The organism is Nocardia sp. NBC_01499, assembly GCF_045040275.1.
Lineage (GTDB): Bacteria > Actinomycetota > Actinomycetes > Mycobacteriales > Mycobacteriaceae > Nocardia.
In genome coordinates this window covers 4,883,466-4,908,692 of sequence record NZ_CP109426.1, presented here as the reverse complement: position 1 = coordinate 4,908,692, position 25,227 = coordinate 4,883,466, and the positions used below count along the sequence as shown (strand labels likewise).

The following is a 25,227-nucleotide window of genomic DNA, read 5'->3' as shown; positions in this document are numbered from 1 at the left end:
GCTAGCTCAGCTGAACGGCGACTTCGGACGCTCCTGCAACTCCCCGTCGACGTAGGTGTCGACCTTCTCGTTGTAGAAGCAGACCAGGCCAGCGACCTTCTGGCTTTCCGGTAGCGGCGTGCGGTAGCCCCACACGTAGTCCTGGTATTCGTTGTCGCCGACCCGCACGGTCCAGTAGTCGGCGGTGCCCTTGTACGGGCAGCTGGTGTGGGTGTCGGACGGGTGCAGCAGGTCCATTCGGACGTCGGTCATCGGGAGGTAATACCTTGCGGGAAGGCCGGTTTCGAACAGGATGCGCGGGGAGTGCGAGTCCGCGACGGTGACGCCGTCGATCTCGACGCGCACGTGCCGGGAACTGCCGAGGATGTCGACCCGGGAGTAGGGGTCGCGGGGATGGACGTAGATCGGCTCGTCCTCCTCGAACCACTCGTCCATCTTGTTCCACTCGAGCCGCACCAGGTCGTTCAGCTCGGTCAGCGGTGAATCGTGGTAGCGCAGTGCGGCTGCGGCGGCGGTCGTGCCGTCGACGACCACGTCGTACTCCGTCGCGTCGCCCCGACTGGGGGAATGGTGCGACTTACCGGTCGCCTCGAGTTTCGCCTGCAGATCGGCGGCGGGGATGTAGTAGGTCGGATAGTGCGGACCCTCCCACACCAGCACGGGCCGGGCCGTATCGGCCACCACCCGTCCACCGAGATATACCCGCACTCGCTTCTGGCTGGTCTCGATCTTTACCCGGCCTCGTTGCGCATCGCCCATACCACCCGACGGTACTCCCGCCGCATGATCGAGCAAGGGCGCTCGCACACCAAACACAGCTGCCCGGACCGATGTGGTCCAGGCAGCTGTGCGGGGTGGTTCAGTCGCCGACGGTGATCGCTTCCGCCTCGGCGACACTGTGCGGCGCCGGGTCGTGGTCGTCGATGTGCGCGAGTGCCGAGCGACCGGCAAGCAGCACGAGCACCGCGCCAGCGGTGCAGACCGCGCCGACCCAGAACGGCAGCGCGACGCTGTGCTCGCCGAGCTTGCCGGCGAGGTACGGCGCGGCCGCGCCACCGGCGAAGCGGACGAAGCTGTAGGCCGCCGAGGCGGTCGACCGCTCGACCGGCGCTGAGATCATCACGGCCTCGGTGATCAGGGTGTTGTTCACCCCGAGGAACAGTCCGGCCAGCACGGTCCCGATGATCAGCACCGGCTTGTGCTCGGCGAACGCCGCCATCACCGCGAGGTCCGCGGCGAACAGCGCGATCGACAGGCCCATCATCGGCAGCGAACCGAACCGCCGCTGCAACCGCGGTGCGAGGAACACCGACGAGAGCGCGAGCAGGATGCCCCAGCCGCAGAAGATGAAACCGATCGCGTAGGTGCCCATGTCCAGCGGGAACGGTGTGTAGGCGAGCAGCGTGAAGAAGCCGAAGTTGTAGAGCAGCGCGGTGAGGCTGACGGTCAGCAGGCCGCGGTGCCGCAGCGCGAGGAACGGGGCGGCGATCGAGGTGTGATGCGTCGGCTTCGGGCCCTCCGGCAGCAGCACGACGATGCTGACCAAGGCAACGGCCATCAAGACCGATACGCCGAAAAACGGTCCACGCCAACTGATTCCGCCGAGCACGCCGCCGAGCAGCGGTCCGGTGGCGATGCCGATGCCGAGCGCGGCCTCGTAGAGGATGATCGCGCGGGCGACGCCGCCGCTGGCCGCGCCGACAATGGTGGCGAGTGCGGTGGCGATGAACAGCGCGTTGCCAAGGCCCCAGCCCGCACGGAAGCCGACGATCTGGGTGACGGTGTCGGACAACCCCGCCAGCGCCGCGAACACGATGATGATGGCAAGACCGGCCACCAGGGTCTTCTTCGCGCCGAACCGGCTTGACACCACGCCCGTGATCAACATGGCGACGCCGGTCACGAGCATATAGCTGGTGAACAGCAGTGACACCTGCGATGGCGAGGCGTGCAGTTGTTCGCCGATGGGTTTCAGAATGGGGTCTACCAGCCCGATCCCCATGAAGGCGATCACACTCGCGAACGCGACGGCCCACACGGCTTTCGGTTGACGGTTGCTCGCACTGGTGTCCGCGCCGACGGCGCGCTGAGGAGCCAAGGTGCTCATCGATGTATCCCTCTATATCGGATGGTGCTGCGGCGTAGCCGTTTTCAGGGCCTCCAGCAGTTCGTTCAAATCGGTGTCCATGCGGGCGAGGCGTTCGATGTCGAAGCCGTCGAGGCGCGTGGTGAGCGCGGCGGCGAAGGCCTGCCGCGCCTGGGTGAGCCGGTTGCGTCCGGCTGGGGTGAGTTCGACGACAACGGCCCTGGAATCGGCCGTGTCCTTGCGCCTGGTCGCGAAGCCATCCGCGACCAGCCTGCCGATCAGCGTCGTTGCCGCCGGCTGAGAACAACGGTCGATCCTGGCGAACTCGCTGACCCGCACGGCGCCGTGCTCATCGAGCACCGCCAGTGCCCGCATCACGGCCCGCGGCAGCTCGTCGCCGCTGATCACCCCGGCCAGCCGAGTGAGCCTGCCCGCGGTTACGAGTAGATCGACGACAATGTCATCCGCTGTGTTCACCTGAGCATGCTGCACTCAAATATTATTACATAAGCTAACTATGTATGTCGCGTGAACTCGATCACGAATACGACAAAACCCCGGCACACGACGGTACCGGGGGTTTGACCTGGACTTTCAGGAGCTACGGCAGCAAAGCGAACGCCCGCACATGGGCAGGGCGAACCACGCCGAAGTGTTTGCGGTCGAGAGTGGCGACCCTGTCGGTGTCGAACCGCTCGGCGACGGCGATGACGGATGCGTCGACCGAACCCAGGGGGAAGTCGGCATATTGACGCACCAACTCGGCGATCCGACCGACGTCCGGTTTCGTGAACGAGACCAGTTCGAAGACATCCTCTTCGACTCTGTCGAGAAAGGCGGCCTCAATATCGGGTCGTTCCTCCAGTAGCCAGCAGGCCTCGATCATTACCGATGCGGGCAACAAGAGTCTGCCTCGCAGGGTTGCGAAGAACTGGGCGCATTCGGCGTGCCGGTTGTCACTGCGGTCCATCAGAGCTACCAGCGGACCGGTGTCCAGCACGGTGGTAGTTACTGCCATTCGTCGCGCCGCTGACGCAGGCGTTCACGGATGTAGTCATCGTGGCGCTCGGCGATGTCGGTCTTGCCGGAATCCCAGATGCCGGTGAGGGATCGTAAGCCCTCGGACACGCCCCGATCTTCTTCGTCGTCCTGCGCCGGAGCGGTTGTGGACAACTCGGGGTCCTCCGACACGAGCAGGCGGAGATGCCGTGCCTGGGCCGGAGTCAGCCGGTCTACCAGGTGGTGTAGCTCCTCGTAGTCGTGTGCGGAGGTCATAGCCGTCAGTTTAGGGACTGTCGGGTCCGACTTGCTAGGCCAGGTCATCCTCCATATCGATGCCCGCGACCCGGAGAACTACAAGGGGTGTTTATGACGGTATGGCGACCGGGCGGCGGGGTGCGCCGAACAGTTGGGCATTGCCGTGGGCGCGTTTGAAGAAGAGGTGGGCGTCGTGTTCCCAGGTGATGGCTATGCCGCCGTGTAGTTGGACGGTTTCGGCGACGATGGTGCTGAGGGCTTGGGTGCAGTGGGTGCGGGCTACCCAGATGTCTTCGGTGGCGGTTGCGGTTTGTTCCGCTACCGCGAGGGTGGCGGCGATGGAGGCGGACTTGGCTGATTCGAGCAGGACGTACATGTCGGCCATGCGGTGTTTGAGGGCTTGGAAGCTGCCGATGGGGCGGCCGAATTGGACTCGGGATTTGGTGTAGTCGACCGTCATGTGCAGGCAGTGTTCGGCGGCGCCGACCTGTTCGGCGGCGAGTGCGGCCCAGGCGATTTCGCGTAGGCGGGTGATCGCTGGTGCGGGGTCGCCGGTGCCGAGGGGGCGGGCTTCGGCTGCGGTGAAGGTGATTTCGGCTAGTTTGCGGGTGGGGTCCATGGTCGGTGTGGTGTGGCGTATGACGCCGGTCGCGGTGGGATCTACCTCGAAGAAGCCGGTCGAGGTGACCACGATCAGGGTGTCGGCGGTGGTGCCGTCGAGCACGTAATGGGCTGTGCCGGTGAGTGTTCCGTCCGATTCACGGACTCCTGTTTCGTCCCAACCACTTTCGGCCGCCCAGCACACCGCGAGTGTCCGCGTGCCCTCCGCGACCGCCGGGAGCAGCCGGGCGCACGCCTCCTCGTCGGCCGACAGCAATACGGCCTGTGCGCCGAGGACGGCGGAGCCGAGCATCGGCACACCGGCGAGGGTGCGGCCGAGTTCGCCGACCACGAGCAGGGATTCGACCAGGCTCGCGCCGAAACCACCGTATTCCTCGGGGATGGCCAGCGCCGCCACCCCGATCTGCTCGCACAGCAGCCGCCACAGCGCCGGGTCGTAGCCGAGCTCGGTGTCCATCGCGGCACGCACCGCGGCGGACCCGGCATGCTTGGTGAGTAGAGCGCGCACCGATGCGGTGAGCTCCTGATGTTCGGTGCTCGTCATGCCGTCCCTCGAAGTTCGCGATCCCGTGCCGCCTCGTCGCGGAGCGCACGGGCGATCCGGGCCCGGTGCAGATCCGGTGTGCCCCAAGCGGAACGAAGCGCGGTGACCTTGGTCAACCACAGTGACAGGTCGTATTCGGCGGTGTAGCCGATTGCCCCGTGCACCTGCAGCGCCGCTCTGGCCGCCCGGTAAGCCGCGTCGCCGCAGGCGATCACGGCGGCCGACACATCGCGGCCGCGCGTCGCGTCACCCATGGTGAGGGCGGCGCGATAGAGCAGCGGTTCGGCCAGATCCAGGCCGATCAGTACATCGGCGAGCTTCTGTTTGACGGCCTGGAATTCGCCGATCGGCCTGCCGAACTGCTTGCGCTGCTTGGCATATCCGGTGGTGGAGTCGAGCAGCGCGCGCCCGGCGCCGAGCAGCTGTGCCGCGCAGGCCAGCGCGCCGGTGTCGAACGCCGTGGCAATGGCGTCGGCAACGCCCTCGGCAACCGACTCGTCGGCGGCCACGGCGAACAGGCGACGAGCGGGATCGATCGACCGCACCAGCCCGGTCCGATGCGCGGTGGACAACTGCCCGTCGTCCGCGATCAACACCACGTCGGCGCTATCGGCGTCGAGCGCCACACCGCTATGGTCCGGTGACGCGAAGGCAATGGTGCCTGTCTCGGTACCGTCGGCGAAACCGGGCAGCCAGCGTCCGGCCAGGCTCTTGTCCGGAAGCGCTTGCAGCAGTGCGGGTATCGCGGCCGCCGTTTCCACCAGCGGCCCCGGCGCGGCGGCGCGACCGAGCTCGATGAACGCCACCACCAGATCGATCGGCTCGGCACCGACACCACCGTGCTCGTCATCGATGGCAAGACCGAGCACGCCCGCACCGGCCAGCTGCCGAATCAGCCCGCGTCCGGGCCGCGGATCCCCGGTCGCCCAGGCGCGCACCGCGGCGGGCGTACGGCCCGCGTCGAGCAGCTTGCGCACGCTGGTGCCGAAGTCGAGTTGTTCGGGACTGAGCGCGAATCTCATCGGCTGCTCCCTCTGCGCTTACCCACCCCGCCGGCTTCGCCGGCTGCCGATCCCCTAGGTAGTCCGAGCAGCCGCTCGGCGATGATATTGCGCTGAATCTCGTTGGTGCCCGCGTAGATCGGGCCGGACAGCGAGAACAGATAACCGTCGGTCCACGGCCCGGACCGTTCGGCGCTCGCGCCGAGCACCGCCAGGGCGGTCTCGTGCATGGCGATATCGAGCTCGGACCAGAACACCTTGGTGATCGAGGATTCCGCGCCGAGCTTGCCGCCCTCGTTCAGCCTGGTCACCGTGCCGAATGTGTGCAGCCGGTACGCCTCGCTACCGATCCAGGCGTCCACCACGGCATCTCGCTGCCCGGTGTTGGCCTGGTCGCCGGTGTCGAGCCACAGATCGATCAACCGCTGGGCCGTCGCGCTGAATCGTCCAGGGCTGCGCAGCGACAGGCCGCGCTCGTTGCTCGACGTGCTCATCGCCACCCGCCAGCCCTCGCCTGGCGCGCCGATCACATCGCGATCGGGCACGAAAACCTCGTCGAGGAAGATCTCGGCGAAACCGGGCTCGCCGTCCAACTGCGGAATCGGGCGCACCGCAACACCATCCGCGGACAGCGGGAACATCACGTAGGTCAGTCCCTTGTGCCGCTCCGCCTCCGGATCGCTGCGGAACAGGCCGAATGCCCAGTCCGCGAATGCCGCTCGCGAACTCCACGTCTTCTGGCCGCTCAACAGCCAGCCGCCATTGGTACGTCGCGCGGTCGAGCGGATACCAGCGAGGTCACTACCCGCCTCCGGCTCCGACCAGGCCTGCGCCCAGATGTCTTCGCCGCGCGCCATCCTCGGCATGATCCGGTCGAGCTGCTCGGGCGTACCGTGCTCGAAAAGTGTTGGCGCCAACAGGAAGATGCCGTTCTGGCTCACCCGTCCCGGCGCGCCGGCGGCGTAGTACTCCTGCTCGAACAGCACCCACTCCAGCAGCGACACATCACGCCCGCCGTACTCCGCTGGCCAGGCGACGACGGAGAGCCGAGCATCGGCGAGCGTGCGCTCCCAGGCTCGATGTGCCTCGAACCCGGTCTTGGTGTCCATCGATGGCAGCGGCTGCGCGGGCTTGTTGGTGGCCAGGAACTCGCGGACCTCGGTCTGGAATTCCTCTGTCGTCTGGTCGATATCGAGATCCACTTAGCTCGCCCCGTTCTCGCCGGACGAACTCGCCTGCGCCTTCATCGTTTTGGCGTTCATGCCGCCCAGCGAGTCGGCGCCGACCTCGGCATTGTGCGCGTGCGCGAAGTGATGCAGCCCGAACACCGAATCCATCCCGTTACGCATGCCCATCTGATCCTCGGCCTGATTCACCGCCTTCTTGGTCAGCGCGAGGCCGAATTGCGGCATGGTGGCGATCTTTTCGGCCAGCGCGAGCGTCTCGGCCTCCAGCTCGGCGCGCGGCACCACGCGGTTGACCATGCCCCACTCCTTGGCCTGCGCCGCACCGAACCGGTCGCCGGTGAACAGGAACTCCTTCGCCGCGCGCGGCCCCATCACCCACGGGTGCGCGAAGTACTCGACCCCCGGAATGCCCATCCGCACAACGGGATCGGAGAAGAACGCGTCGTCGGCGGCGACGATCAGATCGCACACCCAGGCCAACATGAGCCCGCCCGCGATGCAGGCTCCCTGCACCATGGCGATGGTCGGCTTGGGAATCTCCCGCCAGCGACGGCACATGCCGAGGTAGACCTCGAGCTCGCGCGCGAAACGCTGATCGCCGCCGACCTTGTCGACGTGGTCCCACCACAGCGCGGCCTTGTTCGGGTAGCGAATGTGATGATCTCGCCCCGGTGTGCCGATGTCGTGCCCGGCGCTGAAGTGTTTGCCGTTGCCCGCCAACACGATCACGCCGACCTCGGGGTCCTCGACGGCGCGCTCGAAGGCGGCGTCGAGCGCGTAGGTCATCACCGAGTTCTGCGCGTTGCGGTAGTCCGGCCGGTTCAGCGTGACGATCGCCGTGCGACCACGCACCTCATACGTGACGACGTCACCCTCGTCCGGGATCGGTTCCGACATTACGAAATCTCCTCACGTAGTTGACGCTTGAGCACTTTCCCGGCGGCGCTGTAGGGCAGCTGGTCGCGGAATTCGATGAACCGAGGCACCTTGAAATTGGCAAGCACGGTGGTGGCGTGGGCAAGCACCTGGTCCTCGGTGAGCTGCGCGCCCGCCCTGCGGACCACGAAAGCCTTGCCCACCTCACCCATTCGGGTATCCGGCACCCCGATCACCGCGGATTCGGCGATACCGTCCAGCCGCGCGAGCGCCTGCTCGATCTCGGCCGGATACACGTTGAACCCGCCGGAGATGTACATGTCCTTGAGTCGGTCGGTGATCTTCAGATAGCCGCGCTCGTCGACCGTGCCGACGTCACCGGTGTGCAGCCAGCCGTCGGAATCGACGGTCTCCGAAGTACTTTCGGGATCGTCGAGATACCCGAGCATCACGTTCGGCCCGCGCAGCAGCACCTCGCCGTTCGGCGCGAGCCGCAATTCGAAGTCGGCGATCGGGCGCCCGCAGGTGCCAGCGATGGTCTCGGCGTCGTCGTCGGCGCGGCACATGGTGCCGAATCCCGACGCCTCGGAGAGCCCGTAACCGGTGATGACGACATCGAAGTCGAGTTCCGAGCGCATCCGCTCGACCAGCACCACCGGCACGGTCGCCGCCCCGGTCACCGCGACCCGCAGAGTGCTGAGGTCGAAATCGGCGCGGTCCGGGTAGTCGAGAATCGTCTGATAGATCGTCGGCGGCCCGGGCAGCACCGTGATCTTCTCCTCGCTCACCAGCCGCATGGTGGCCGGCACGTCGAATACCGCCTGCGGGATGATCGCGGCCCCGGTGACCAGGCAGGCGAGGATGCCTGCCTTGTAGCCGAAGTTGTGGAAGAACGGGCTCACCACCAGATACCGGTCGTCGCCGTTGAGCGTCGTGCACTCGGCCCAGGCCCGCACCACCGACAGCGCCTGCCGATGCGCGACCACGGTGCCCTTGCTGCGGCCGGTGGTGCCGGAGGTGAACAGGATGTCGGCGGTGTCCTCGGGGCTTACCGCCGCCGCGCGTTCCTCCGCTTCGGCGAGCGTGGCCTTCTCAGCGACCCCCGCGAGTTCGGACCAGTCGAACGCGGTCTCATCGCTGGTCCCGGTGCCGGGCTCGACCGGGATGACGACCACCGTCTCGATATCGAGTTCCGGTGCGGTCGCGCGTAACTCGGCGAGCCGGTCGCGGCCGAGGAACGTTCCGGCGATGAACAGCGCACGCGCGTCGACCCGGACGAGCACGTCGGCCGCCTCGTCGGCGACATAGCGGGTGTTCAACGGCACCAGCGACGCGCCGACGTAGTGCGCGGCGAGCGCGGCGACCACCCAGTGGTGGGTGTTGGGCGCCCACATCGCCACCCGGTCGCCCGATTGCACGCCGCGCGCGATGAGCGCCCGCGCCACCTGCTGAACCGCGTCGAGCAGCTGCGTCCAGTCCAGCCGGACTGCGCCGTCGGCGAGGGCGGGGGCGGCGCCGAACGTGCGCGCGGCATGGTGCAGCGCCAGCGGTGTGGTGAGTGCAGGGGTTGTCACGGTTGTCCTTACCGTCCGTGTCGGGGCACTTATGCAAGCGCCCTACAAAGCAAGTGCTTGGTAGGTTATCCTACCGGCGTGGGTGCGATCCAGACCTCAGAATCCGACACCGCCGCGCAGGGCGGGCGGTTTTCCGCGACGCAAGACGCGCGATTCGCCGCCGACGTGCGCGAGTGGCTGGCGGAAAACCTCAACGGCGAATTCCGCGACCTGCGCGGGCTCGGCGGTCCCGGCCGGGAACACGAGGCATTCGACGAGCGCCTCGCTTGGGATCGGCACCTGGCCGCCGCCGGGTGGACCTGCCTCGGCTGGCCCAAGGAGTACGGCGGCCGCGAGGCGACCGTGCGCCAGCAGGTGATCTTCCACGAGGAGTATGCGAAAGCGAACGCGCCATCGCGGGTTTCGCACGTCGGCGAGGAACTGCTCGGGCCGACCGTGCTCGCCTTCGGTACCCCGGCGCAGAAGCAACGCTTCCTGCCGGGCATCCGCACGGTGACCGAGCTGTGGTGCCAGGGCTACTCCGAGCCGGGCGCCGGTTCGGACCTGGCCGCGATCACCACCGCGGCGCGGCTCGACGGCGACGAATGGTCGATCAACGGCCAGAAGATCTGGACCTCGCTGGCCCACCTCGCCGACTGGTGCTTCGTGATCGCGCGCACCGAGCGCGGCTCGGTCCGTCACAAGGGCCTGTCCTACCTGCTTGTTCCGATGAATCAGCCCGGCATAGACGTGCGCCCGATCAAACAGTTGACCGGCACCTCGGAGTTCAACGAGGTGTTCTTCGACAACGCGCGCACCGCCGCGGATCTGGTGGTCGGCGAGCCCGGCGAGGGCTGGCACATCGCCATGGGCACACTGACCGTCGAGCGCGGCATCTCCACCCTCGGCCAGCAGATCAGGTTCGCCAGGGAACTCGCCAATGTCGAGGCGCTGGCCCGCCGCACCGGAGCGGCCGATGACCCGCTCATTGCCGATCGGATCGACCAGGCCTGGGTCGGGCTGCGGGTGCTGCGCGCCCACGCCATCCGCACGATGGAAGGCGCGGGCGTCGACGATGGGGGACAGGCCTCGGTCGCGAAACTGTTGTGGGCCAACTGGCATCGCGGCCTCGGCGAACTCGCGATGGCCGTGCTCGGCCCCTCGGGCATGGTGGCCGACGAGGACGATCTGAACGAATGGCAGCGGCTGTATCTGTTCACCCGCGCCGACACGATCTACGGAGGTTCGAACGAAGTGCAGCGCAACATCATTGCCGAGCGCGTGCTCGGCCTGCCGCGGGAGGCACGCCCGTGACTGATCTTTCCGTTGCGCCACAGTCGATTCCAGGCCACGGCCTGCTGACCGGACGTGCCGCAGTTATCACCGCAGCGGCGGGCACCGGCATCGGCTCGGCCACCGCGCGCAGGCTGCTGGCCGAGGGCGCCGATGTGGTCGTCTCCGATTGGCACGAGCGACGTTTGGCCGAGACGGCGAGCGAACTCGCGGCCGAGTTTCCCGACCGCAAGGTCGCCTCGATCGCCTGCGATGTGCAGAGCACCGAACAGGTCAACGCGCTGGTGCGCGGCGCGGCCGAGGCGCTCGGGCGGATCGACATCATGGTCAACAATGCCGGACTCGGCGGCGAGACCCCGGTGGTCGACATGACCGACGAGCAGTGGGACCGCGTCCTCGACATCACCCTCAACGGCACCTTCCGCTGCACCCGCGCCGCGCTCGGCTACTTCCGCGACGCGGGCCACGGCGGCGTGATCGTCAACAACGCCAGCGTGCTCGGCTGGCGCGCGCAGCACGGCCAGGCGCACTACGCCGCGGCCAAGGCGGGCGTGATGGCGCTGACCAGATGTAGCGCCGTCGAGGCCGCCGAACTCGGCGTGCGGATCAACGCGGTCGCCCCGAGCATCGCCAGGCACGCCTTCCTTGACAAGGTCAGCTCGACCGAGCTGCTCGACCGGCTGTCCGAGCGGGAAGCCTTCGGCCGGGCCGCCGAGCCGTGGGAGGTCGCGGCCACCATCGCCATGCTTGCCAGCGACTACACCTCGTATCTGACCGGCGAGGTCGTCTCGGTCAGCAGTCAACGCGCCTGAGCCGCTTCGGTTTACAGATCCGGCATGATCCACCGGCCGTGCGCGGTCGCGGGGACCGACGCGGCGTCCATCGTGAACGTCACCTCGACGTGGCCGGGCCCCGGGTACAACGGGGGCTCGGCACCGTAGTGGTGATAGCCCGGCCCGGTGATCTCCTGGGTGACCGATCCGCCGCGCCCGTTGTCGGTGTTGTTCCAGTTGGCGGTGATCGTCACCCGGCAGTCGCCGACGCCCCACAGCGTGGCCTGGACGTTGATCAGGGCGCCGCCGTTCGCCAGGCCGCCGTAGCCGACGCTCGGGTCGATCCGTCCGACGCAGAGTCCCGATCGGGCCACGGTGTAAATCGTGTCCCAGGATTCCCCAGCCGGTGCGGCCGCGGCCGGAACCGCGGTGCCGAGCAGCGGCGCCGCGGCCAATGCGGCGACCGCGAGCAGCCGTGGTGTGGTGGCAATACGCATGAATATCCCTTCGTGACGAACTCGTCCGCGGGGGTGTTTCGACGGCGTCGAACACGCACCGCGATGGTTGGGTGATTCTCCGCGATTTTCGCGCGAAACCGGTCCCGCGCACGCGAAATTCCGGCGATCTGTCGTAGCTCGCAACATCTTTCGCTATCGGTAGAGTCAATCACGATCGCGTTGCCCGTCGTTGGCTGCGCCGGGCGGGTCGCCGGGCGCGACAGACTGGACGGACGCCGTGCTGCGCCAGAGTGCGATCGCCTTCCAGCATCCGGCGCACATCGGGCAAATGGGCGGCTGATCAGGTAGAAAAGGTCGCGCCAGATGTCCCCGGGGTGTGCGATGCTGGTTGAGATCGGATCCCGCACTCTCCAAAGGGGCGATGGCTATGGGCCTGGATAGCCCAGCTGCCCGCGAACAACTGGAACTCGAATTGGTGCGCGAAGTGGTGCTCGCCCGGCGCAGGCTGGACAGCATGGTGCTCGCCGCGCTAACACTCGGCGCCGAACTGATGGAGCACACCTCCGAATGTGCGACCGCTATGCGCGCCGCACAGATTCTCGAGCGGTACGCCATCGACGAGCGCGAGGTCACCCGCGACCCGAGGGCCGCGCTGCGCGCCGATATGGCCCGAGATCGGGAGCGGGCCAAGCAGATCGGGCTCGGTACCGACCCGGCGGAGTCCGAGCGGGACCGGCGCAGGCACCGGCAGTCCGCGCTGCTGTGCGAGGTACGCGCGGACCTACTCGACGTGGTGGCGAAGTGCCGCAAGTTCCGGTTCGATCGCGTCGCCTTCGACGAGGAGATCTCACAGGGGTTGTGCGCCGCCACCGACAAGCTGGTTGTCGGCGCGGACATGGACACCTATCAGGCCTGGCAGCGCGGCATGGTGCTCAAGCTGATCGAAGAGCCGATGGCCTACGGTCCGCCGCGCGTGATGGCGACCGTGGACGCCGGGCCCGGTCGCGGACAGCTCACCGTCGAATGGGACAGCTGCGAACGCAGACTCGCGTTAGTCGCCAGGATGGCCAGGGCGGGCATCGCGCCCGTGGTGATCTGCGACCGACTACTTGCCGATCTATCGGTGTCCTCACCGCTGCGATATTCGGTGCGCTGAGCAGGCGGCTCGCGTATTCGCGCGCCACCCTGTACCAAGCAAATGCTTGGTTGTATTATGGCCGATGTGACCGCACCCGACGCTACGAAATCAGCACGGCGCAATGAACTGCTCACGCTGGCGGCCGAACTGTTCGCCGAGCGCGGCCTGCGCGCCACCACCGTGCGCGATATCGCCGACGCGGCCGGAATTCTATCGGGGAGCCTCTACCACCACTTCGATTCCAAGGAGTCGATGGTCGACGAGATCCTGCGCGGGTTCCTCGACGACCTGTTCGGGCACTACCGCGAGATCGTCGGCGCCGGACTCAGCCCGCGAGACACCTTGGAAGCCTTGGTGATCGCGTCCTACCAGTCATTCGATCGGCATCACGCCGCGGTCGCGATCTACCAGGCCGAGGCCAAGCGGCTGCGCACCGCCGAGCGGTTCACCTACATCGCCGACTACAACCGCGAATTCCGCGAGCTCTGGCACCGGGTACTGACCAACGGCGTGACGGACGGCAGCTTCCGGCCCGAAATCGACGTCGAACTGGCCTACCGATTCCTGCGCGACACCGTGTGGGTCGCGGTGCGCTGGTACCAGCCGGGCGGACCCATCACCGTCGACAACCTCGCCAAGCAGTACCTGACCATCGTGCTCGACGGGCTCACCCTGGCCGAGCACAACACGTAGGAGTTCTTCAGATGTCAGCATCATCCGCACCCCGCCGCCCCTACGCCCCGCTGCGCGACGCCTACGTGATCGACGCGGTGCGCACCCCGGTCGGCAAGCGCGGCGGCGCGCTTGCCGCCGTGCACCCCGCCGATCTCGGCGCGGCCGCGTTGCGAGGTCTGTTGGACCGCAACACGATCGACCCAGGCAATGTCGACGACGTGATCGTCGGCTGTGTCGACAATGTCGGCCCGCAGGCCGGAAACGTCGGCCGCACCGCATGGTTGGCCGCTGGCTACCCGGAGGAGGTGCCAGGCGTCACCGTCGACCGCCAGTGCGGGTCGAGCCAGCAGGCCATCAATTTCGGCGCGCAGGCCATCATGAGCGGCACCGCCGAGGTGATCGTCGCGGGCGGGCTGCAGAACATGAGCGCCATCCCGATCTCGGCCGCCATGTACGCGGGCAAGGAGTACGGGTTCGACTCGCCGTTCGTCGGCTCCGCGGGGTGGGACCACCGCTACGGCACCGCCGAGGTCACCCAGTTCCGCGCGGCCCAGCTGATCGCCGAGAAGTGGAACATCAGCCGAGAAGACATGGAGCGCTGGGCTTTACGCAGCCATGAGCGGGCGCGCGATGCCATCAAGAACGGCCGCTTCGATCGGGAGATCGTGCCGGTCGGCGACTTCTGGATCGATCAGGGCCCGCGCGAGACCAGCCTCGAGAAGATGGCCTCGCTGCCGCCGCTCGCCGAAGGCAGCCCGCTGACGGCGGCCGTCGCCAGCCAGATCTCCGACGGCGCGAGCGCCACCCTGCTCGCCTCCGAATGGGCCGTCGAGGCATACGGTTTGACGCCGAGGGCGCGCATCCATCACGTCAGCGCACGCGGCGCCGACCCGATCTTCATGCTCACCGCGCCGATCCCGGCGACCAAGTTGGCACTGGAAAAGACCGGCCTCACCATCGATGACATGGACGTCGTCGAAATCAACGAGGCCTTCGCCCCGGTCGTGCTCGCCTGGCTGCAGGAAACCGGTGCCGACCCGGAACGAGTCAACGTCAACGGCGGCGCCATCGCCCTCGGCCACCCCCTCGGTGCTACCGGCGCAAAGCTTTTCGCGTCCCTGCTCAACGAACTCGAGCGCGTCAACGGCCGCTACGGCCTGCTCACCATTTGCGAGGGCGGCGGCACCGCCAACGTCACCATCATCGAGCGTCTCGGCAGCTAACCCGGTAGGCGGGCGGTGAGTTCGGCGGCGAGCCGGGCGAACCGCTCGTCGCCGGTGCGCCAGAGTAGGACGGTGGTTACGTCGAGGTTCAGGTCTTCGACGGGGAGGAAGCGGAATTCGGTTCGGTCGACGGCGTGCAGGCCTTCGGAATCGAAGGGCGCGATGATGAAACCGGGGGTTTGGCGGAGCATCATGAGCATGCCGTCGAGGGTTTTGAAGCGGCCGCGGCCCGCGCTGATGCCTGCGCCGGAGAGCGCGGTTTTGGTCCGGTCGCCGAGGGTGAGTTCCCAGTGTTTGGGGCCTTGGATGTGAGTGAAGCCGCGTAAGTCGGCTACTCGCACCGAGGTTCGGCCCTCGAACCGGGTGGATTCGACCAGGACGCCGATCGGTTCGGTAGCGATGACCACGGATTCGAGGCCCGAGCCGGGCGACGGGATGTGCGACAAGGCGAGGTCGATGTGGTGACTGCGCAGGCTGGCCCCGATATCGGCGGAGCGCATCTGCTCCAGCGCGAAGGTGTATTCGGGTGCGAGCTCGGTCATCGCGGTGGTGAGCCGGTGGCTGATGTCGGCGCCGAGCAGTTCGGGGATGGCGAGGCGTACGTCGGTCGGCCGATCGTCCGGGGTGGATAGTCGCTCGCGTAGCGCGTCGAAGTCGGTGACGATGGCGAAGGCCAGTGGCACCAGCCGTTCGCCGGTCGGGGTCAGCCGGACGTGCCGGGTCGTCCGTTCGAACAGTGCCGCGCCGAGTTCGGTTTCGAGTGCTTTGATGCGCTGGCTGAGCGGTGGGACCGACATCTGCAACGCCTGCGCCGCCTTGGTGAAATTGAGTTCTCTGGCGACGGTCAGGAAGTAGCGCAGATGGTAGATCTCCATTTGCGACATGGTAACTATCTGACCTGGTCGTGGTTCGGTTGGCTGCCTCGGGCATTTCCGGCAATTCGATCACTGCGATAAAGTCGCAGCTAGACGTTGGTTTTGATTGTTATCAGCGTGGACATAATCACACTGTGGAACATGGTAATTCCATTAGCTGATCTATCGAATTAGCGTGGAAGTCGACCCGCTCGAGCAGGCGGCCACACCATGGAGGTGCCCCGTGTTCCAGGCGTTATTGGTGCTCAACACCGCGCACAGCAGCATCGACCGTATTGATCTGAGCGACGGATCCGTCACGACGCTTGTCCGCGAGGCAGGCCCGGTTCCCGACGGCATCGTCTACGACCGAGACGCTGGACGCATCTACTGGACCACCATGGGCACACCCGATTTCGATCCGGCCCGTCCGCTCGACGACGACAACGTCGACTTCTCGGCGAAGAACGGTTCGATCGAGTCCGTCGCACTCGACGGCACCGATCGCAGGCAGGTGCTTCCGGTCGGCGCGCTGACCACCGGCAAACAACTCGCCGCTGATTTCGTTGCCGGACAACTCTATTGGAGTGACCGCGAAGGTCGCCGAGTAAGCCGGGTAGGCGTCGACGGCACCGGACTCACCGATCTGGTGATCAACCCCGCGACCGGAGACAAGGCCGAGGAGTGCGTCGGCAGCACCGTCGACCCGGCCGCGAACGCGCTGTACTGGACCCAGAAAGGTCCCGCCAAGGGTGGCCGCGGACGCATCTTCCGCGCGAATCTCGTTATGCCAGAAGGACAGACGGCGGCATCCCGCACCGATATCGAGGTGCTGTGGGACCACCTCCCCGAGCCGATCGACCTCTGGCTCGACACCACCGATCACTACCTCTACTGGACCGACCGCGGTGCGGAGCCCGCGGGCAACACACTCAATCGCGCACCGATCCCAGCGCCCGGTGAGCCCGGCGGGAAGCCAGAAATCCTGGCCCGAGGTTTCGCCGAAGCCATCGGCCTCGCCGTCGATCTCGAGGCCGGTCTCGCCTATGTCACCGACCTCGGCGGCAGCGTTCGCGCCGTCGCGCTGGACGGCTCCTCCGACAGCGTCATCGCGAAATTCGAGGGTCAGTCACTGACCGGAATCGTAGGTGTCCAATGAACACTCAGCAGTCGCGCACCATGGCCGTGGTCGGCGCGGGCGTCATCGGGCTGTCCTGGGCCCGGCTGGCCCACCGGCACGGCTGGCGGGTGACGATCACCGACCCGCGTCCCGACCTCGGCGAGCTCATCGAGTCCGAGTTCGGCACGGACGATCGCGTGTCCTGGACGGCAGACCTGGCCGAGGCTGTGCGAGACGCCGATCTGGTCCAGGAGAACGGCCCCGAGCGGCTGCCGGTCAAGCAACAGATCTTCGCCGAGATCCTGCGTGCCGCACCCGCCGACGCGGTGCTTGCCACCTCCAGCTCGTCGATCACCGCGTCCTTGATCGCGGCCGACCTGGACAACGCTGGGCGCATCGTGGTCGGACACCCCTTCAACCCGCCGGAGCTCATGCCCCTCGTAGAGGTGTTGCCCGGCAAGAAGACCGACGAATCGACGGTCACCCGCGCCGTCGCGCTCTACACCGAGCTCGACCGCGTGCCGGTCGTGATCCGCAAGGAACTCCCCGGATTCGTGGCGAACCGACTGCAGAAGGTGCTGAGCAGCGAGGCGACCTATCTGGTGCAGTCCGGCGTGGTCAGCGTCGAGGATCTCGACACCATCCTGCAGAACTCCATCGGCCTGCGCTGGGCCACCATCGGCCTCTTCGAGGGCAACGTCCTCGGTGGCGGGCCCGGTGGGGCGAGGCATCTGTTCGCCGGAGTCGGCGCGGAGGTCGGCAAGATCGAGGCGGGCAAGCCGTCTTCGGAACCAGAGGCGATGGCGGAGCTCATCGAAAACATCGAGGCCACATACGGTTCCGGCGAACAGAACTACGAGCGCCTGGTAGCCAAGCGCGATCGCCGCACGAACGCGGTACTCGAAGCACTGGCGAAGGTCGACGATCGACCGGCCGTCTACCCGAGCCCGAGCGTCTGAGAGGACAGCCATGCTCACTCAACGTCTGAAGAACGCGCTGCACAACAAGAACCAGCCGGTCGACCCGCACGCCGAATTGCAGGAGGTACTCGGCGGTGTCGGCCTCGCCGCCGAGGATTCGGGCGGCGAGATCAGTTTCGTCGGTGCCGACCCGATCGTGTCGAGCACGCTGAGCCTGGCCGCCGCGCCTGGTATTGCGCTGGTCGGCAAATCGGTCGCCATGGCCAAGCTGTGGCAGCTGCGCGGCGGCCCAGGCCAGGACATCAGCATGGACCTGCGGAAGGCGCCGCACCGGCTGTGCCCCTTCTACGACGGCAAATGGGAAAAGCTCAACGGCATGTTGCCGCCGACCGCGGACCGGGCGGCGGTGGCCATGCCGCGGTTCTACCGCACCGCCGACGACCGTCACCTGATGGCGGTGCCGATCTATCCGAAGCTGAAGTCCGACCTGCTTGATCTGCTCGGCGCCACCGACAGCGTCGAATCCGTTGCCCGCCAGGTAGGTACTTGGAATTCCACCGAACTGGAGGAGGCTGCCGCCGCCGCGGGCGTAGTGCTGACCAAAGCGCTCGGCCTGGAAGAGCTGATGGCCGAACGGCAGTTCACCGAGGTGCTGGCGGAAATGCCGCTGGTCGTGGTGGAGAAGATCGGTGACAGCGAGCCAGAGCCGCTGCCGCCCGGTGGCACCGCGCCGCTGGATGGTCTGCGAGCGCTCGGCCACGCGCACATCATCGCCGGCGCGGGGATCGGTCGCACGCTCGCGCTGCACGGAGCCGATGTGCTCAATATCTGGCGGGCCAGGGAAACGGAACTCGACCTGCTCTATCAGACCGCCAATGTCGGTGTGCGCTCCTCGTTCCTCGACTTCGATACCGCCGACGACGCGGGCAGGATGCGAGAACTGTTGCGGGGAGCCGATATTTTCTACGCCAACCGCCGGGTGGGATACCTCGACCGGCACGGGCTCTCGCCCGCCGACGCCGCCGAGATACGGCCAGGCATCATCCACGTCAGCAATTCGCTCTTCGGCCAGACCGGGCCGTGGGCCGATCGCGTCGGGTTCGACCAGAACGCCGGAGTCGCGACCGGGATGACCATCCTGGAGGGCAGTTTCGACGCACCACAGCTGCCGATCCTCGGGGTGGTGAACGACTGGATCATGCCCTGGCTGTCGACCATCGGCATCGCCGCCGCGTTGCGCCGTCGCGCCGAGGAGGGCGGCAGCTATCGGGTGCACGTGTCCCTGTCCCGCGTCGCGCTGTGGACGTTGAGCCTGGGCATCTTCGACAAGGAGTACGTGGCGGCCACGCTCGACTCCGACGAGAACCACCGCTACCTCGACCCGGACATCTTCACCATGGACGGACCCGCTGGGATGTACCAGGGCGTCACCGAGCAGGTGCGGATGTCACGAACCCCAGGCCGCTACCCCTTCGGTCTCATGCCACGCGGCTCCGACCGCCCGGAATGGTGCTACTCGAAGTAACGCCGCAATACCCCGAGACGTACTTGCGATCCATCGATCGCGAGTACGTCTCTCACTTGTCGGCAGGCCTGAGCAGCACCGCCGTGCCGTAGGCGGCGACCTCGCTCATGGTGTTGGCGATCTCGTTGCAGTCGAAGCGCATGGCGAGGACACCGTTGGCGCCGAAAGACATGGCGTGCTGGCACATTCGCATGATCGCCTCGTGCCGGGACTGGTAGAGCAGCTGGGTGTATTCGGTGATCTCACCGCCGCCGAGCGAGCGGAAACCCGCGGCGAGGTTGGAGCCGAGGCCGCGGCTGCGCACCGTCAGGCCCGCGACCTCGCCGAAGACCTGGACTACTTGGTGTCCCGGTACGTCGTTCATCGTGGACACGAGGATCGGGAACTGCGGGCCTGGCTGCTGTGGTGGCTGTTGCTTGTACCCCTGTTGCGGTGGCTGCTGGTATCCGGGTTGCTGCTGCGGATAGTGCGGCTGCTGCGGGGGCATCGGCTGGTTCATGAGCGGATCGTACGGGTACGGCGACCTGCGTGGCGACCGCAGTTCGCTGAGTGAAATGCCCCGCTCCCGCCGCAGGTGCGGGGCATTTCGCGGTGCAGAATCAGCGGGATTTCTGCAGCGCTTCGATCCGTGCGATCGCGTCCGCGACGATGCGATCGATGAGTTCCCGGCAGGTCGGCAGGTCCTCGATGATCCCGGTGACCTGACCGGCGGCCAGCACGCCAGCCTGGGTATTGCCCTCGACCAGACCGGCGCGCAACAACATCGGCGTATTGGCGGCCATGACGACCTGAGACCAGGTGAGGTCCTTGGTTTTTCGCATGCTCAGCCCGTCGCGGACCAGGGTGGACCACTTCATGCCGGTCATGTTCTTGAACTTGGCGGCATTGGTCACCGCGGCGGCGAGTCCGCGGGTGCGGCCCGAATGTTCCAGGCGCTGCACCAGTTCGGTGTTCAGCACCCGGTGCGGCATGCCGTCGACTTTGGTGGAGACCACGGTGTCCTGCAGCTGCCTGCGCAGGTACTCCTGTTTGACGGCCTCTGGCACGGTGCTCTCTTGGGTGAGCAGGAAGCGGGTGCCCATCGCGACGCCCGCCGCGCCGTAGGCCAGCGCAGCGGCCAGGCCGCGGCCGTCGAAGAAGCCGCCGGCGGCGACCACCGGGATGTCGACCGCGTCGAGCACCGACGGCAGCAGCAGGGTGGTGGCCACCGGGCCGGTGTGCCCGCCGCCCTCGCCGCCCTGCACGATCACCGCGTCGGCACCCCAGGACGCGACCTTCACCGCGTGCTTGGCCGCGCCGATCGACGGAATCACCACCACGCCAGCGTCTTTCAACTTGGCGATGAGATCCTGCTTCGGCGCGAGCGCGAACGACGCGACGGCTACCCGCTCGCGGATCAGCAGATCGATGCGTTCCGGCGCGTCCGAGGCGTCGGCGCGGATGTTCACGCCGAACGGTTTCGCGGTGTGCGCCTTGGTTTTCGCGATCGCCGCCGTGAGCTCCTGGTAGGTCATGGTGGCCGAGGCGAGGATGCCGAGCCCGCCCGCCTCGGCGGTGGCCGCGACCAGGCTCGGTCCCGCCACCCAGCCCATGCCGGTCTGCACGATGGGATGTTCGACGCCGACCAGATCGGTCAGCGCGGTCCGCAGTCGACCGGTCACGACGGCACCTCGGTGTCCCGAATCTTCTTGGGATCGAGCACGTCCCGGATCAGTCGCAGTTCCTCGGCCGTCGGCAGCCGGGTTTCCCCGGCATCGGCCAGTCCGTGCATCTCGAACGAGGTGTTCTCGGCGACCTCGGCGGCGGTGACGCCGGGGTGCAGGCTGCGGGCCCGCATGGTGTGGTCGGGTCCCTCGAAATCGAAGACGCCCAGGTTGGTGACCACCCGGTGCAGGTGATGGAACCGGAAGGCCGGGTTGGCCGGGTCGATCTTGTCGTAACCGACGCCGGACACGATGTCGACCTGATCGGTGAACACCCGGTTGGTGTGCCGCGAAACCCAGTAACTGGTCGCGTGATTGATCGTGTTGCCCGGCGCGCCGCGGACGCCGAACATCTGCCGGGTCGGTTGCTGCAGCGCACCGAACGCGGACAGGTTCTGATTGCCGTACCGGTCGATCTGGTTGGCGCCCATCACCACGTGCCGCCGACCGGAGGCCACCACATCGAACACGCGCCGGAACGGAATCCAGCCCTCGATCGGTGCCTTGCCGCCCAGCGGGGGAGTGTCGGCGAACAGCAGGGCCTCGCCGTCGGAGAGCAGCAGGTCGGGTTCGGTGGTCAGCTTGGCGAGGCGGGCACCGATGATCGACATCGGCGACATCGGGCTGGCCATGATTTCGCCTGCGCCGCTGAAGATTTCCGCGCAGGCGACCGCGCACACCTCGGCGCGGGTAATGGTTTCAATACTTGTCATCGCGAACCCTCCTCTGCGAACTCGCGAACGGCGGCCTGGTATTCGTCCTCGGAGACGGCCAGATACTTGTCGACGAACTGCTGCCACGCCTCGGGTGTCTTCGCCGATTGCACGTAGTGCTTCTGGAACTTCTCGTCCCGGCCATAGCTGTCACCGGCCAGGGTGAAGTGCGCGCCGTTGGGCGCCTCGACGACGCCGTCGACCATCATCCGATTGAGCAGCAGCGATTGCAGCGGAACGGTTTTCACCAGTTCCTCGGTCTCGACGATCCGCTCGACCGAGACATACCGGCGCTCGGCGGCCAGGCAGTACAGGTCATCGAAGTACGGGTCGACACCGGTGTAGGCGGCATTGCCGAGCCAGTCGCCCAGGTTCAGATGCACAAGTGCCGCATCGAGATTCAGCGCTGGCATCGCGGTCAAGGTCTCGGTCCGCCCGCCGGTATCGGGATAGGGCGAAGCGACCGTGCGCAATTCGCCGTCCCAGAAGTTCGGCACATCCGAGCCGAGTCCCGCCCGGATCGGCAGGAACGGCAACCGCGCCGCGGCCGCCTCCAGCCCGCACTTGAGCATGCCCTCGTCCATCTCGCGCGCCACCAGCGCGCCCGAGGTCCTGGCGTGCGCGAACCACGGGTCATAGAACGGCGCCGAATCCAGTGAGACGAAGCCGTAGTACGCCTTGCGCACCTTGCCCGCCGAACACAACAGCCCCAGATCCGGTCCGCCGTAACTGACCACCGTCAGATCGGTGACATCCGACCGCAGGATGGCCCGCACCAGCGCCATCGGCTTGCGCCGCGACCCCCAGCCGCCGATCCCGATGGTCATTCCGCTGCGCAACTCGCCGACGACCTCGTCGAGCGACATTCGCTTGTCTCGCATGACTTTCCGATCCCTTACTGCTCGGCCTTGCGCGCGGCCAGATCGTCGTCGAACCGGGCGCGGATCTCGTCGGCGACACCGGCGAGATTGAGTTCGAAGGTGAATCCCTGCTCGTACCGGTAGCTGCGGTGCACGTCCTGCGGGTCGATGCCGTTGAGCGCCCGCTTCGCCGCGCGGATCACCCGGCCGTCCTTGGCCGCGATGTTCTTGGCGACTTCCATTGCCGCGGCGTCGAGTTCGGCGCGCGGTACCACCTGGTACACCGACCCGAAGTGCTGCAACTGCTGCGCGGTGATGGTGCTCGCGGTGTAGAACAGCGCCCGCATCAGATGTTGCGGCACCAGCCGGGACAGGTGGGTGGCCGCGCCGAGCGCGCCGCGATCGACCTCGGGCAGGCCGAAAGTGGCGTCGTCCGAGGCGATCACCACGTCCGCGTTGCCGACCAGGCCGATCCCGCCGCCGAGGCAGAAGCCCTGCACCACCGCGATCACCGGCACCGGGCAGTCGTAGACCGCCGCAAACGCCTCGAAGCAGCCATGATTCGCGTCGATCAGCGCCTGATGGCCCGGCTTGCTCTGGATCTCCTTGATATCGACACCGGCGTTGAAACCGCGATTCTCGGCGCGCAGCACCACGACTCGCGTCTCTTTGTCGCGCCCCGCCTCGCGCAGCGCGTCGGCGATGTCGAACCAGCCGTCCGTCGGTATCGCGTTGACCGGCGGATAGTCGACCGTGACCACGGTGATGCCGGTTGATTCGGAGTGACGGTTGATCCCCATCGCCTATCCCTTTCGTGAAGGCCGCGGCCCGTCGCGATCGACCTGGCTCGGCCTGAGCCCACCATTGGCAAAGCAAGCAGTTGCTTGGTAGGTTAGCACGGTGGCACTCGAAATCGATCTGGCCGATCGCGTCGTTCTGGTGACCGGCGGCGTCCGCGGCGTCGGTGCCGGTGTGAGCAGGGCGTTTCTCGCCGCGGGCGCGACCGTGATCGCCTGCGCCCGGCGGCCCGCCGACGTGCCGATCGAGGCCGACGGCCGCGCCATCGAATTCCTGTCCTGTGATATTCGCGACGCGGACGCGGTGCGTGCGCTGATCGATACCGTCATCGAGCGGCACGGCCGCCTCGATCACCTGGTCAATAACGCGGGCGGCGCACCGTTCGCGCTAGCCGCCACCGCGAGCAAGAACTTCCACGCCAAGATCGTCGAGCTGAATCTGCTTGCACCGCTGCTTGTTTCGCAGGCCGCGAACTCGGTGATGCAGCGGCAGCCGGACGGCGGCTCGATCGTCAACATCTCCAGTGTCAGCGGCCACCGTCCCTCGCCGGGCACCGCCGCCTACGGCGCGGCCAAGGCGGGTATAGACAGCCTGACCTCGTCGCTCGCCGTCGAATGGGCGCCGAAGGTGCGGGTCAACTCCCTGGTCGTCGGCCCGGTCGTCACCGAGCTGAGCGAACTGCACTACGGCGACCAGGACGGCATCGACGCCGTGGGCGAGACCATTCCGCTCGGCCGGCTGGCCGGGCCGGACGACGTCGGCCGCTGCGCCGCCTTCCTCGCCTCCCCGCTGGCCTCTTACGTCAGCGGCGCATCCCTGCTGGTGCACGGCGGTGGCGAGCGCCCGGCCTTCTTGGCCGCGTCCACCGCGGCCGCCGGTCAGCAGTCCTGATTACACCCACGAAGAGGACATAGGTATGGACACCGAGCAGATCTGCGCAGGCCGCACCGTCATCGTCACCGGCGCGGGCCGCGGCATCGGCCGCGCGCACGCGCTCGCCTTCGCCGCCGCCGGGGCGCGCGTGGTGGTCAACGATCTCGGCTCCGCGCTCGACGGCGCAGCGACCGGCGAGACCCCCGCCGAACAGGTCGTCGCGGAGATCGCGGCGCTCGGCGGCAACGCCGTGGCCAACGGCGACGACATCGCGGATTGGCAAGGCGGCCAACGGCTTATCCGGCAGGCGATCGACACCTTCGGCGGGCTGGACGTGCTGGTCAACAACGCCGGTTTCGTGCGCGACCGGATGCTGGTCAACCTCGGCGAGGACGAATGGGACGCGGTGATCCGTGTCCACCTCAAGGGCCACTTCGTCACCATGCGCCATGCCATCGAGTACTGGCGCGGTGAGTCCAAGGCGGGTCGCCCGGTCGACGGCCGGATCATCAACACCAGCTCCGGCGCCGGACTGCAGGGCAGCGTCGGTCAGGGCAACTACGGCGCGGCCAAGGCGGGCATCGCCGGCCTCACGCTGACCGCGTCCGCCGAGTTCGCGCGCTACGGCGTCACTGTGAATTCCATCGCACCCGCGGCGCGGACGCGGATGACCGAAACCGTATTTGCCGACACCATGGCGCGACCGGAGGACGGCTTCGACGCGATGGCTCCGGAGAACATTTCCCCGCTGGTCGTCTGGCTCGGCAGCACGGAATCCGCAGCGGTCACCGGACGCATGTTCGAGGTAGAGGGCGGGAAAGTGGCGCTGGCCGACGGCTGGCGGCACGGCGTCGCGGTCGATCGCGGTGCCCGCTGGACGCCCGCCGAATTGGGCCAGGTGGTAGCTGACCTGATTGCCAAGGGGATGCCGCCCGAACCGGTGTACGGGGCGTAACCAGCATCTGACCTTCTTCCTGCGCACGTAACGATAGGGGTTTACTATGGCCCCCATCCGTTAAAAGTCCCGTGTGAGAGTCGCGACCGGGTGAGATCTGCGCTTTACGAATGAGGGGAAGGCTCGGCGCATGGCCGTTGGTCGCACGTTCCGTGTGGTTGCAGTAGCTGGGATCGTGGCCGGCTTTGCGCTACTCGGCCCGGTGGCGGCCGAAGCACAGC

27 protein-coding genes are annotated in these 25,227 nt (G+C 67.1%); 10 read left to right on the top strand and 17 right to left on the bottom strand.

Going from position 1 to position 25,227, the window contains the following annotated elements; translation table 11 throughout:
* Positions 1–6: 6 nt before the first annotated feature.
* From OG203_RS22385 to OG203_RS22340, 10 genes are all read right to left on the bottom strand, one after another.
* Positions 7–759 (bottom strand): DUF427 domain-containing protein, encoded by a 753-nt coding sequence (locus OG203_RS22385; RefSeq protein WP_405167555.1) that lies wholly within the window; start codon positions 757–759, stop codon positions 7–9.
* Between the two features lie 100 nt (positions 760–859).
* Positions 860–2,107, bottom strand: coding sequence for an MFS transporter (locus tag OG203_RS22380; RefSeq protein ID WP_405167554.1), 1,248 nt, complete (start codon positions 2,105–2,107; stop codon positions 860–862).
* A 12-nt stretch (positions 2,108–2,119) separates the two neighbouring features.
* Positions 2,120–2,563: a MarR family winged helix-turn-helix transcriptional regulator gene (locus tag OG203_RS22375; protein WP_405167553.1), complete on the bottom strand. Its 444-nt coding sequence runs from the start codon at positions 2,561–2,563 to the stop codon at positions 2,120–2,122.
* A gap of 124 nt (positions 2,564–2,687) precedes the next feature.
* Entirely contained in the window at positions 2,688–3,104 is a 417-nt protein-coding gene (locus OG203_RS22370) for a type II toxin-antitoxin system VapC family toxin (RefSeq protein WP_405167552.1), read from the bottom strand.
* Complete coding sequence (locus OG203_RS22365; protein ID WP_405167551.1) at positions 3,095–3,361, bottom strand: hypothetical protein; 267 nt, start codon at positions 3,359–3,361, stop codon at positions 3,095–3,097. Before OG203_RS22365 ends, OG203_RS22370 begins: the two co-directional genes overlap by 10 nt.
* Before the next feature lie 91 nt (positions 3,362–3,452).
* Positions 3,453–4,508 (bottom strand): acyl-CoA dehydrogenase family protein, encoded by a 1,056-nt coding sequence (locus OG203_RS22360; RefSeq protein WP_405167550.1) that lies wholly within the window; start codon positions 4,506–4,508, stop codon positions 3,453–3,455.
* Complete coding sequence (locus tag OG203_RS22355; protein WP_405167549.1) at positions 4,505–5,530, bottom strand: acyl-CoA dehydrogenase family protein; 1,026 nt, start codon at positions 5,528–5,530, stop codon at positions 4,505–4,507. Before OG203_RS22355 ends, OG203_RS22360 begins: the two co-directional genes overlap by 4 nt.
* The gene (locus OG203_RS22350) at positions 5,527–6,711 is read right to left on the bottom strand and encodes an acyl-CoA dehydrogenase family protein (protein WP_405167548.1); all 1,185 of its coding nucleotides are present in this window, start codon (positions 6,709–6,711) and stop codon (positions 5,527–5,529) included. The genes OG203_RS22355 and OG203_RS22350 overlap by 4 nt, the downstream gene beginning before the upstream one ends.
* The gene (locus tag OG203_RS22345) at positions 6,712–7,593 is read right to left on the bottom strand and encodes an enoyl-CoA hydratase (protein WP_405167547.1); all 882 of its coding nucleotides are present in this window, start codon (positions 7,591–7,593) and stop codon (positions 6,712–6,714) included.
* Positions 7,593–9,146 carry a FadD3 family acyl-CoA ligase gene (locus OG203_RS22340; protein ID WP_405167546.1) on the bottom strand — a complete coding sequence of 518 codons (1,554 nt, stop codon included), beginning with the start codon at positions 9,144–9,146 and terminating at the stop codon, positions 7,593–7,595. Before OG203_RS22340 ends, OG203_RS22345 begins: the two co-directional genes overlap by 1 nt.
* Positions 9,147–9,311: 165 nt before the next feature.
* Between OG203_RS22340 and OG203_RS22335 the strand changes: the two genes are divergently transcribed.
* Both OG203_RS22335 and OG203_RS22330 read left to right on the top strand, forming a co-directional pair.
* A complete protein-coding gene (locus tag OG203_RS22335; RefSeq protein ID WP_405167951.1) occupies positions 9,312–10,439 on the top strand; it encodes an acyl-CoA dehydrogenase family protein in 1,128 nt (375 codons plus the stop codon).
* On the top strand, positions 10,436–11,230 hold the full coding sequence (locus OG203_RS22330) for an SDR family oxidoreductase (RefSeq protein ID WP_405167545.1): 795 nt from the start codon (positions 10,436–10,438) through the stop codon (positions 11,228–11,230). The genes OG203_RS22335 and OG203_RS22330 overlap by 4 nt, the downstream gene beginning before the upstream one ends.
* A gap of 11 nt (positions 11,231–11,241) precedes the next feature.
* Here the strand turns inward: OG203_RS22330 and OG203_RS22325 are convergent, their stop codons facing one another.
* Entirely contained in the window at positions 11,242–11,688 is a 447-nt protein-coding gene (locus tag OG203_RS22325; RefSeq protein ID WP_405167544.1) for a hypothetical protein, read from the bottom strand.
* A 388-nt stretch (positions 11,689–12,076) separates the two neighbouring features.
* Here OG203_RS22325 and OG203_RS22320 point away from each other — a divergent pair, with 388 nt between their 5' ends.
* Genes OG203_RS22320 through OG203_RS22310 form a run of 3 tightly spaced genes read left to right on the top strand, consistent with a single transcriptional unit; the run spans position 12,077 to position 14,685 of the window.
* Positions 12,077–12,805, top strand: coding sequence for a hypothetical protein (locus tag OG203_RS22320; RefSeq protein ID WP_405167543.1), 729 nt, complete (start codon positions 12,077–12,079; stop codon positions 12,803–12,805).
* Between the two features lie 57 nt (positions 12,806–12,862).
* Positions 12,863–13,480: a TetR/AcrR family transcriptional regulator gene (locus OG203_RS22315; protein ID WP_405167542.1), complete on the top strand. Its 618-nt coding sequence runs from the start codon at positions 12,863–12,865 to the stop codon at positions 13,478–13,480.
* A gap of 11 nt (positions 13,481–13,491) precedes the next feature.
* Positions 13,492–14,685 carry an acetyl-CoA C-acetyltransferase gene (locus OG203_RS22310; RefSeq protein WP_405167541.1) on the top strand — a complete coding sequence of 398 codons (1,194 nt, stop codon included), beginning with the start codon at positions 13,492–13,494 and terminating at the stop codon, positions 14,683–14,685.
* Here OG203_RS22310 and OG203_RS22305 read toward each other — a convergent pair.
* A complete protein-coding gene (locus tag OG203_RS22305; RefSeq protein ID WP_405167540.1) occupies positions 14,682–15,560 on the bottom strand; it encodes a LysR family transcriptional regulator in 879 nt (292 codons plus the stop codon). The genes OG203_RS22310 and OG203_RS22305 overlap by 4 nt on opposite strands.
* 223 nt (positions 15,561–15,783) lie before the next feature.
* Between OG203_RS22305 and OG203_RS22300 the strand changes: the two genes are divergently transcribed.
* Genes OG203_RS22300 through OG203_RS22290 form a run of 3 tightly spaced genes read left to right on the top strand, consistent with a single transcriptional unit; the run spans position 15,784 to position 19,104 of the window.
* The gene (locus OG203_RS22300; RefSeq protein WP_405167539.1) at positions 15,784–16,698 is read left to right on the top strand and encodes a hypothetical protein; all 915 of its coding nucleotides are present in this window, start codon (positions 15,784–15,786) and stop codon (positions 16,696–16,698) included.
* The gene (locus tag OG203_RS22295; protein WP_405167950.1) at positions 16,656–17,618 is read left to right on the top strand and encodes a 3-hydroxyacyl-CoA dehydrogenase NAD-binding domain-containing protein; all 963 of its coding nucleotides are present in this window, start codon (positions 16,656–16,658) and stop codon (positions 17,616–17,618) included. The genes OG203_RS22300 and OG203_RS22295 overlap by 43 nt, the downstream gene beginning before the upstream one ends.
* Before the next feature lie 10 nt (positions 17,619–17,628).
* A complete protein-coding gene (locus OG203_RS22290; protein ID WP_405167538.1) occupies positions 17,629–19,104 on the top strand; it encodes a CoA transferase in 1,476 nt (491 codons plus the stop codon).
* A 52-nt stretch (positions 19,105–19,156) separates the two neighbouring features.
* On the opposite strand, the gene OG203_RS22285 is transcribed toward OG203_RS22290, so the two are convergent.
* The 5 genes from OG203_RS22285 to OG203_RS22265 form a co-directional block, all read right to left on the bottom strand.
* Complete coding sequence (locus OG203_RS22285; RefSeq protein WP_405167949.1) at positions 19,157–19,483, bottom strand: YbjQ family protein; 327 nt, start codon at positions 19,481–19,483, stop codon at positions 19,157–19,159.
* Between the two features lie 220 nt (positions 19,484–19,703).
* Positions 19,704–20,765, bottom strand: a complete 1,062-nt coding sequence (locus tag OG203_RS22280; protein WP_405167537.1) for an NAD(P)H-dependent flavin oxidoreductase — start codon at positions 20,763–20,765, stop codon at positions 19,704–19,706.
* Positions 20,762–21,520, bottom strand: a complete 759-nt coding sequence (locus OG203_RS22275) for a CoA-transferase subunit beta (RefSeq protein ID WP_405167536.1) — start codon at positions 21,518–21,520, stop codon at positions 20,762–20,764. The genes OG203_RS22280 and OG203_RS22275 overlap by 4 nt, the downstream gene beginning before the upstream one ends.
* On the bottom strand, positions 21,517–22,401 hold the full coding sequence (gene ipdA / locus OG203_RS22270) for a cholesterol ring-cleaving hydrolase subunit IpdA (RefSeq protein WP_405167535.1): 885 nt from the start codon (positions 22,399–22,401) through the stop codon (positions 21,517–21,519). Before ipdA ends, OG203_RS22275 begins: the two co-directional genes overlap by 4 nt.
* A gap of 14 nt (positions 22,402–22,415) precedes the next feature.
* A complete protein-coding gene (locus OG203_RS22265) occupies positions 22,416–23,180 on the bottom strand; it encodes an enoyl-CoA hydratase family protein (RefSeq protein ID WP_405167534.1) in 765 nt (254 codons plus the stop codon).
* A 100-nt stretch (positions 23,181–23,280) separates the two neighbouring features.
* On the opposite strand from OG203_RS22265, the gene OG203_RS22260 reads away from it, so the two are divergent.
* Complete coding sequence (locus OG203_RS22260) at positions 23,281–24,069, top strand: SDR family oxidoreductase (protein WP_405167533.1); 789 nt, start codon at positions 23,281–23,283, stop codon at positions 24,067–24,069.
* Between the two features lie 25 nt (positions 24,070–24,094).
* Positions 24,095–25,006 (top strand): SDR family oxidoreductase, encoded by a 912-nt coding sequence (locus tag OG203_RS22255; RefSeq protein ID WP_405167532.1) that lies wholly within the window; start codon positions 24,095–24,097, stop codon positions 25,004–25,006.
* Positions 25,007–25,227: the final 221 nt, after the last annotated feature.

Excerpts from the sequence above, each read along its gene's own strand:
- OG203_RS22380 (WP_405167554.1), bottom strand. The coding sequence starts at position 2,107 with ATGAGCACCTTGGCTCCTCAGCGCGCCGTCGGCGCGGACACCAGTGCG.
- ipdA (WP_405167535.1), bottom strand. The coding sequence starts at position 22,401 with ATGCGAGACAAGCGAATGTCGCTCGACGAGGTCGTCGGCGAGTTGCGC.
- OG203_RS22305 (WP_405167540.1), bottom strand. The coding sequence starts at position 15,560 with ATGGAGATCTACCATCTGCGCTACTTCCTGACCGTCGCCAGAGAACTC.
- OG203_RS22325 (WP_405167544.1), bottom strand. The coding sequence starts at position 11,688 with ATGCGTATTGCCACCACACCACGGCTGCTCGCGGTCGCCGCATTGGCC.
- OG203_RS22320 (WP_405167543.1), top strand. The coding sequence starts at position 12,077 with ATGGGCCTGGATAGCCCAGCTGCCCGCGAACAACTGGAACTCGAATTG.
- OG203_RS22315 (WP_405167542.1), top strand. The coding sequence starts at position 12,863 with ATGGCCGATGTGACCGCACCCGACGCTACGAAATCAGCACGGCGCAAT.
- OG203_RS22255 (WP_405167532.1), top strand. The coding sequence starts at position 24,095 with ATGGACACCGAGCAGATCTGCGCAGGCCGCACCGTCATCGTCACCGGC.
- OG203_RS22355 (WP_405167549.1), bottom strand. The coding sequence starts at position 5,530 with ATGAGATTCGCGCTCAGTCCCGAACAACTCGACTTCGGCACCAGCGTG.
- OG203_RS22360 (WP_405167550.1), bottom strand. The coding sequence starts at position 4,508 with ATGACGAGCACCGAACATCAGGAGCTCACCGCATCGGTGCGCGCTCTA.
- OG203_RS22385 (WP_405167555.1), bottom strand. The coding sequence starts at position 759 with ATGGGCGATGCGCAACGAGGCCGGGTAAAGATCGAGACCAGCCAGAAG.
- OG203_RS22275 (WP_405167536.1), bottom strand. The coding sequence starts at position 21,520 with ATGACAAGTATTGAAACCATTACCCGCGCCGAGGTGTGCGCGGTCGCC.
- OG203_RS22345 (WP_405167547.1), bottom strand. The coding sequence starts at position 7,593 with ATGTCGGAACCGATCCCGGACGAGGGTGACGTCGTCACGTATGAGGTG.
- OG203_RS22310 (WP_405167541.1), top strand. The coding sequence starts at position 13,492 with ATGTCAGCATCATCCGCACCCCGCCGCCCCTACGCCCCGCTGCGCGAC.
- OG203_RS22370 (WP_405167552.1), bottom strand. The coding sequence starts at position 3,104 with ATGGCAGTAACTACCACCGTGCTGGACACCGGTCCGCTGGTAGCTCTG.
- OG203_RS22265 (WP_405167534.1), bottom strand. The coding sequence starts at position 23,180 with ATGGGGATCAACCGTCACTCCGAATCAACCGGCATCACCGTGGTCACG.
- OG203_RS22290 (WP_405167538.1), top strand. The coding sequence starts at position 17,629 with ATGCTCACTCAACGTCTGAAGAACGCGCTGCACAACAAGAACCAGCCG.
- OG203_RS22365 (WP_405167551.1), bottom strand. The coding sequence starts at position 3,361 with ATGACCTCCGCACACGACTACGAGGAGCTACACCACCTGGTAGACCGG.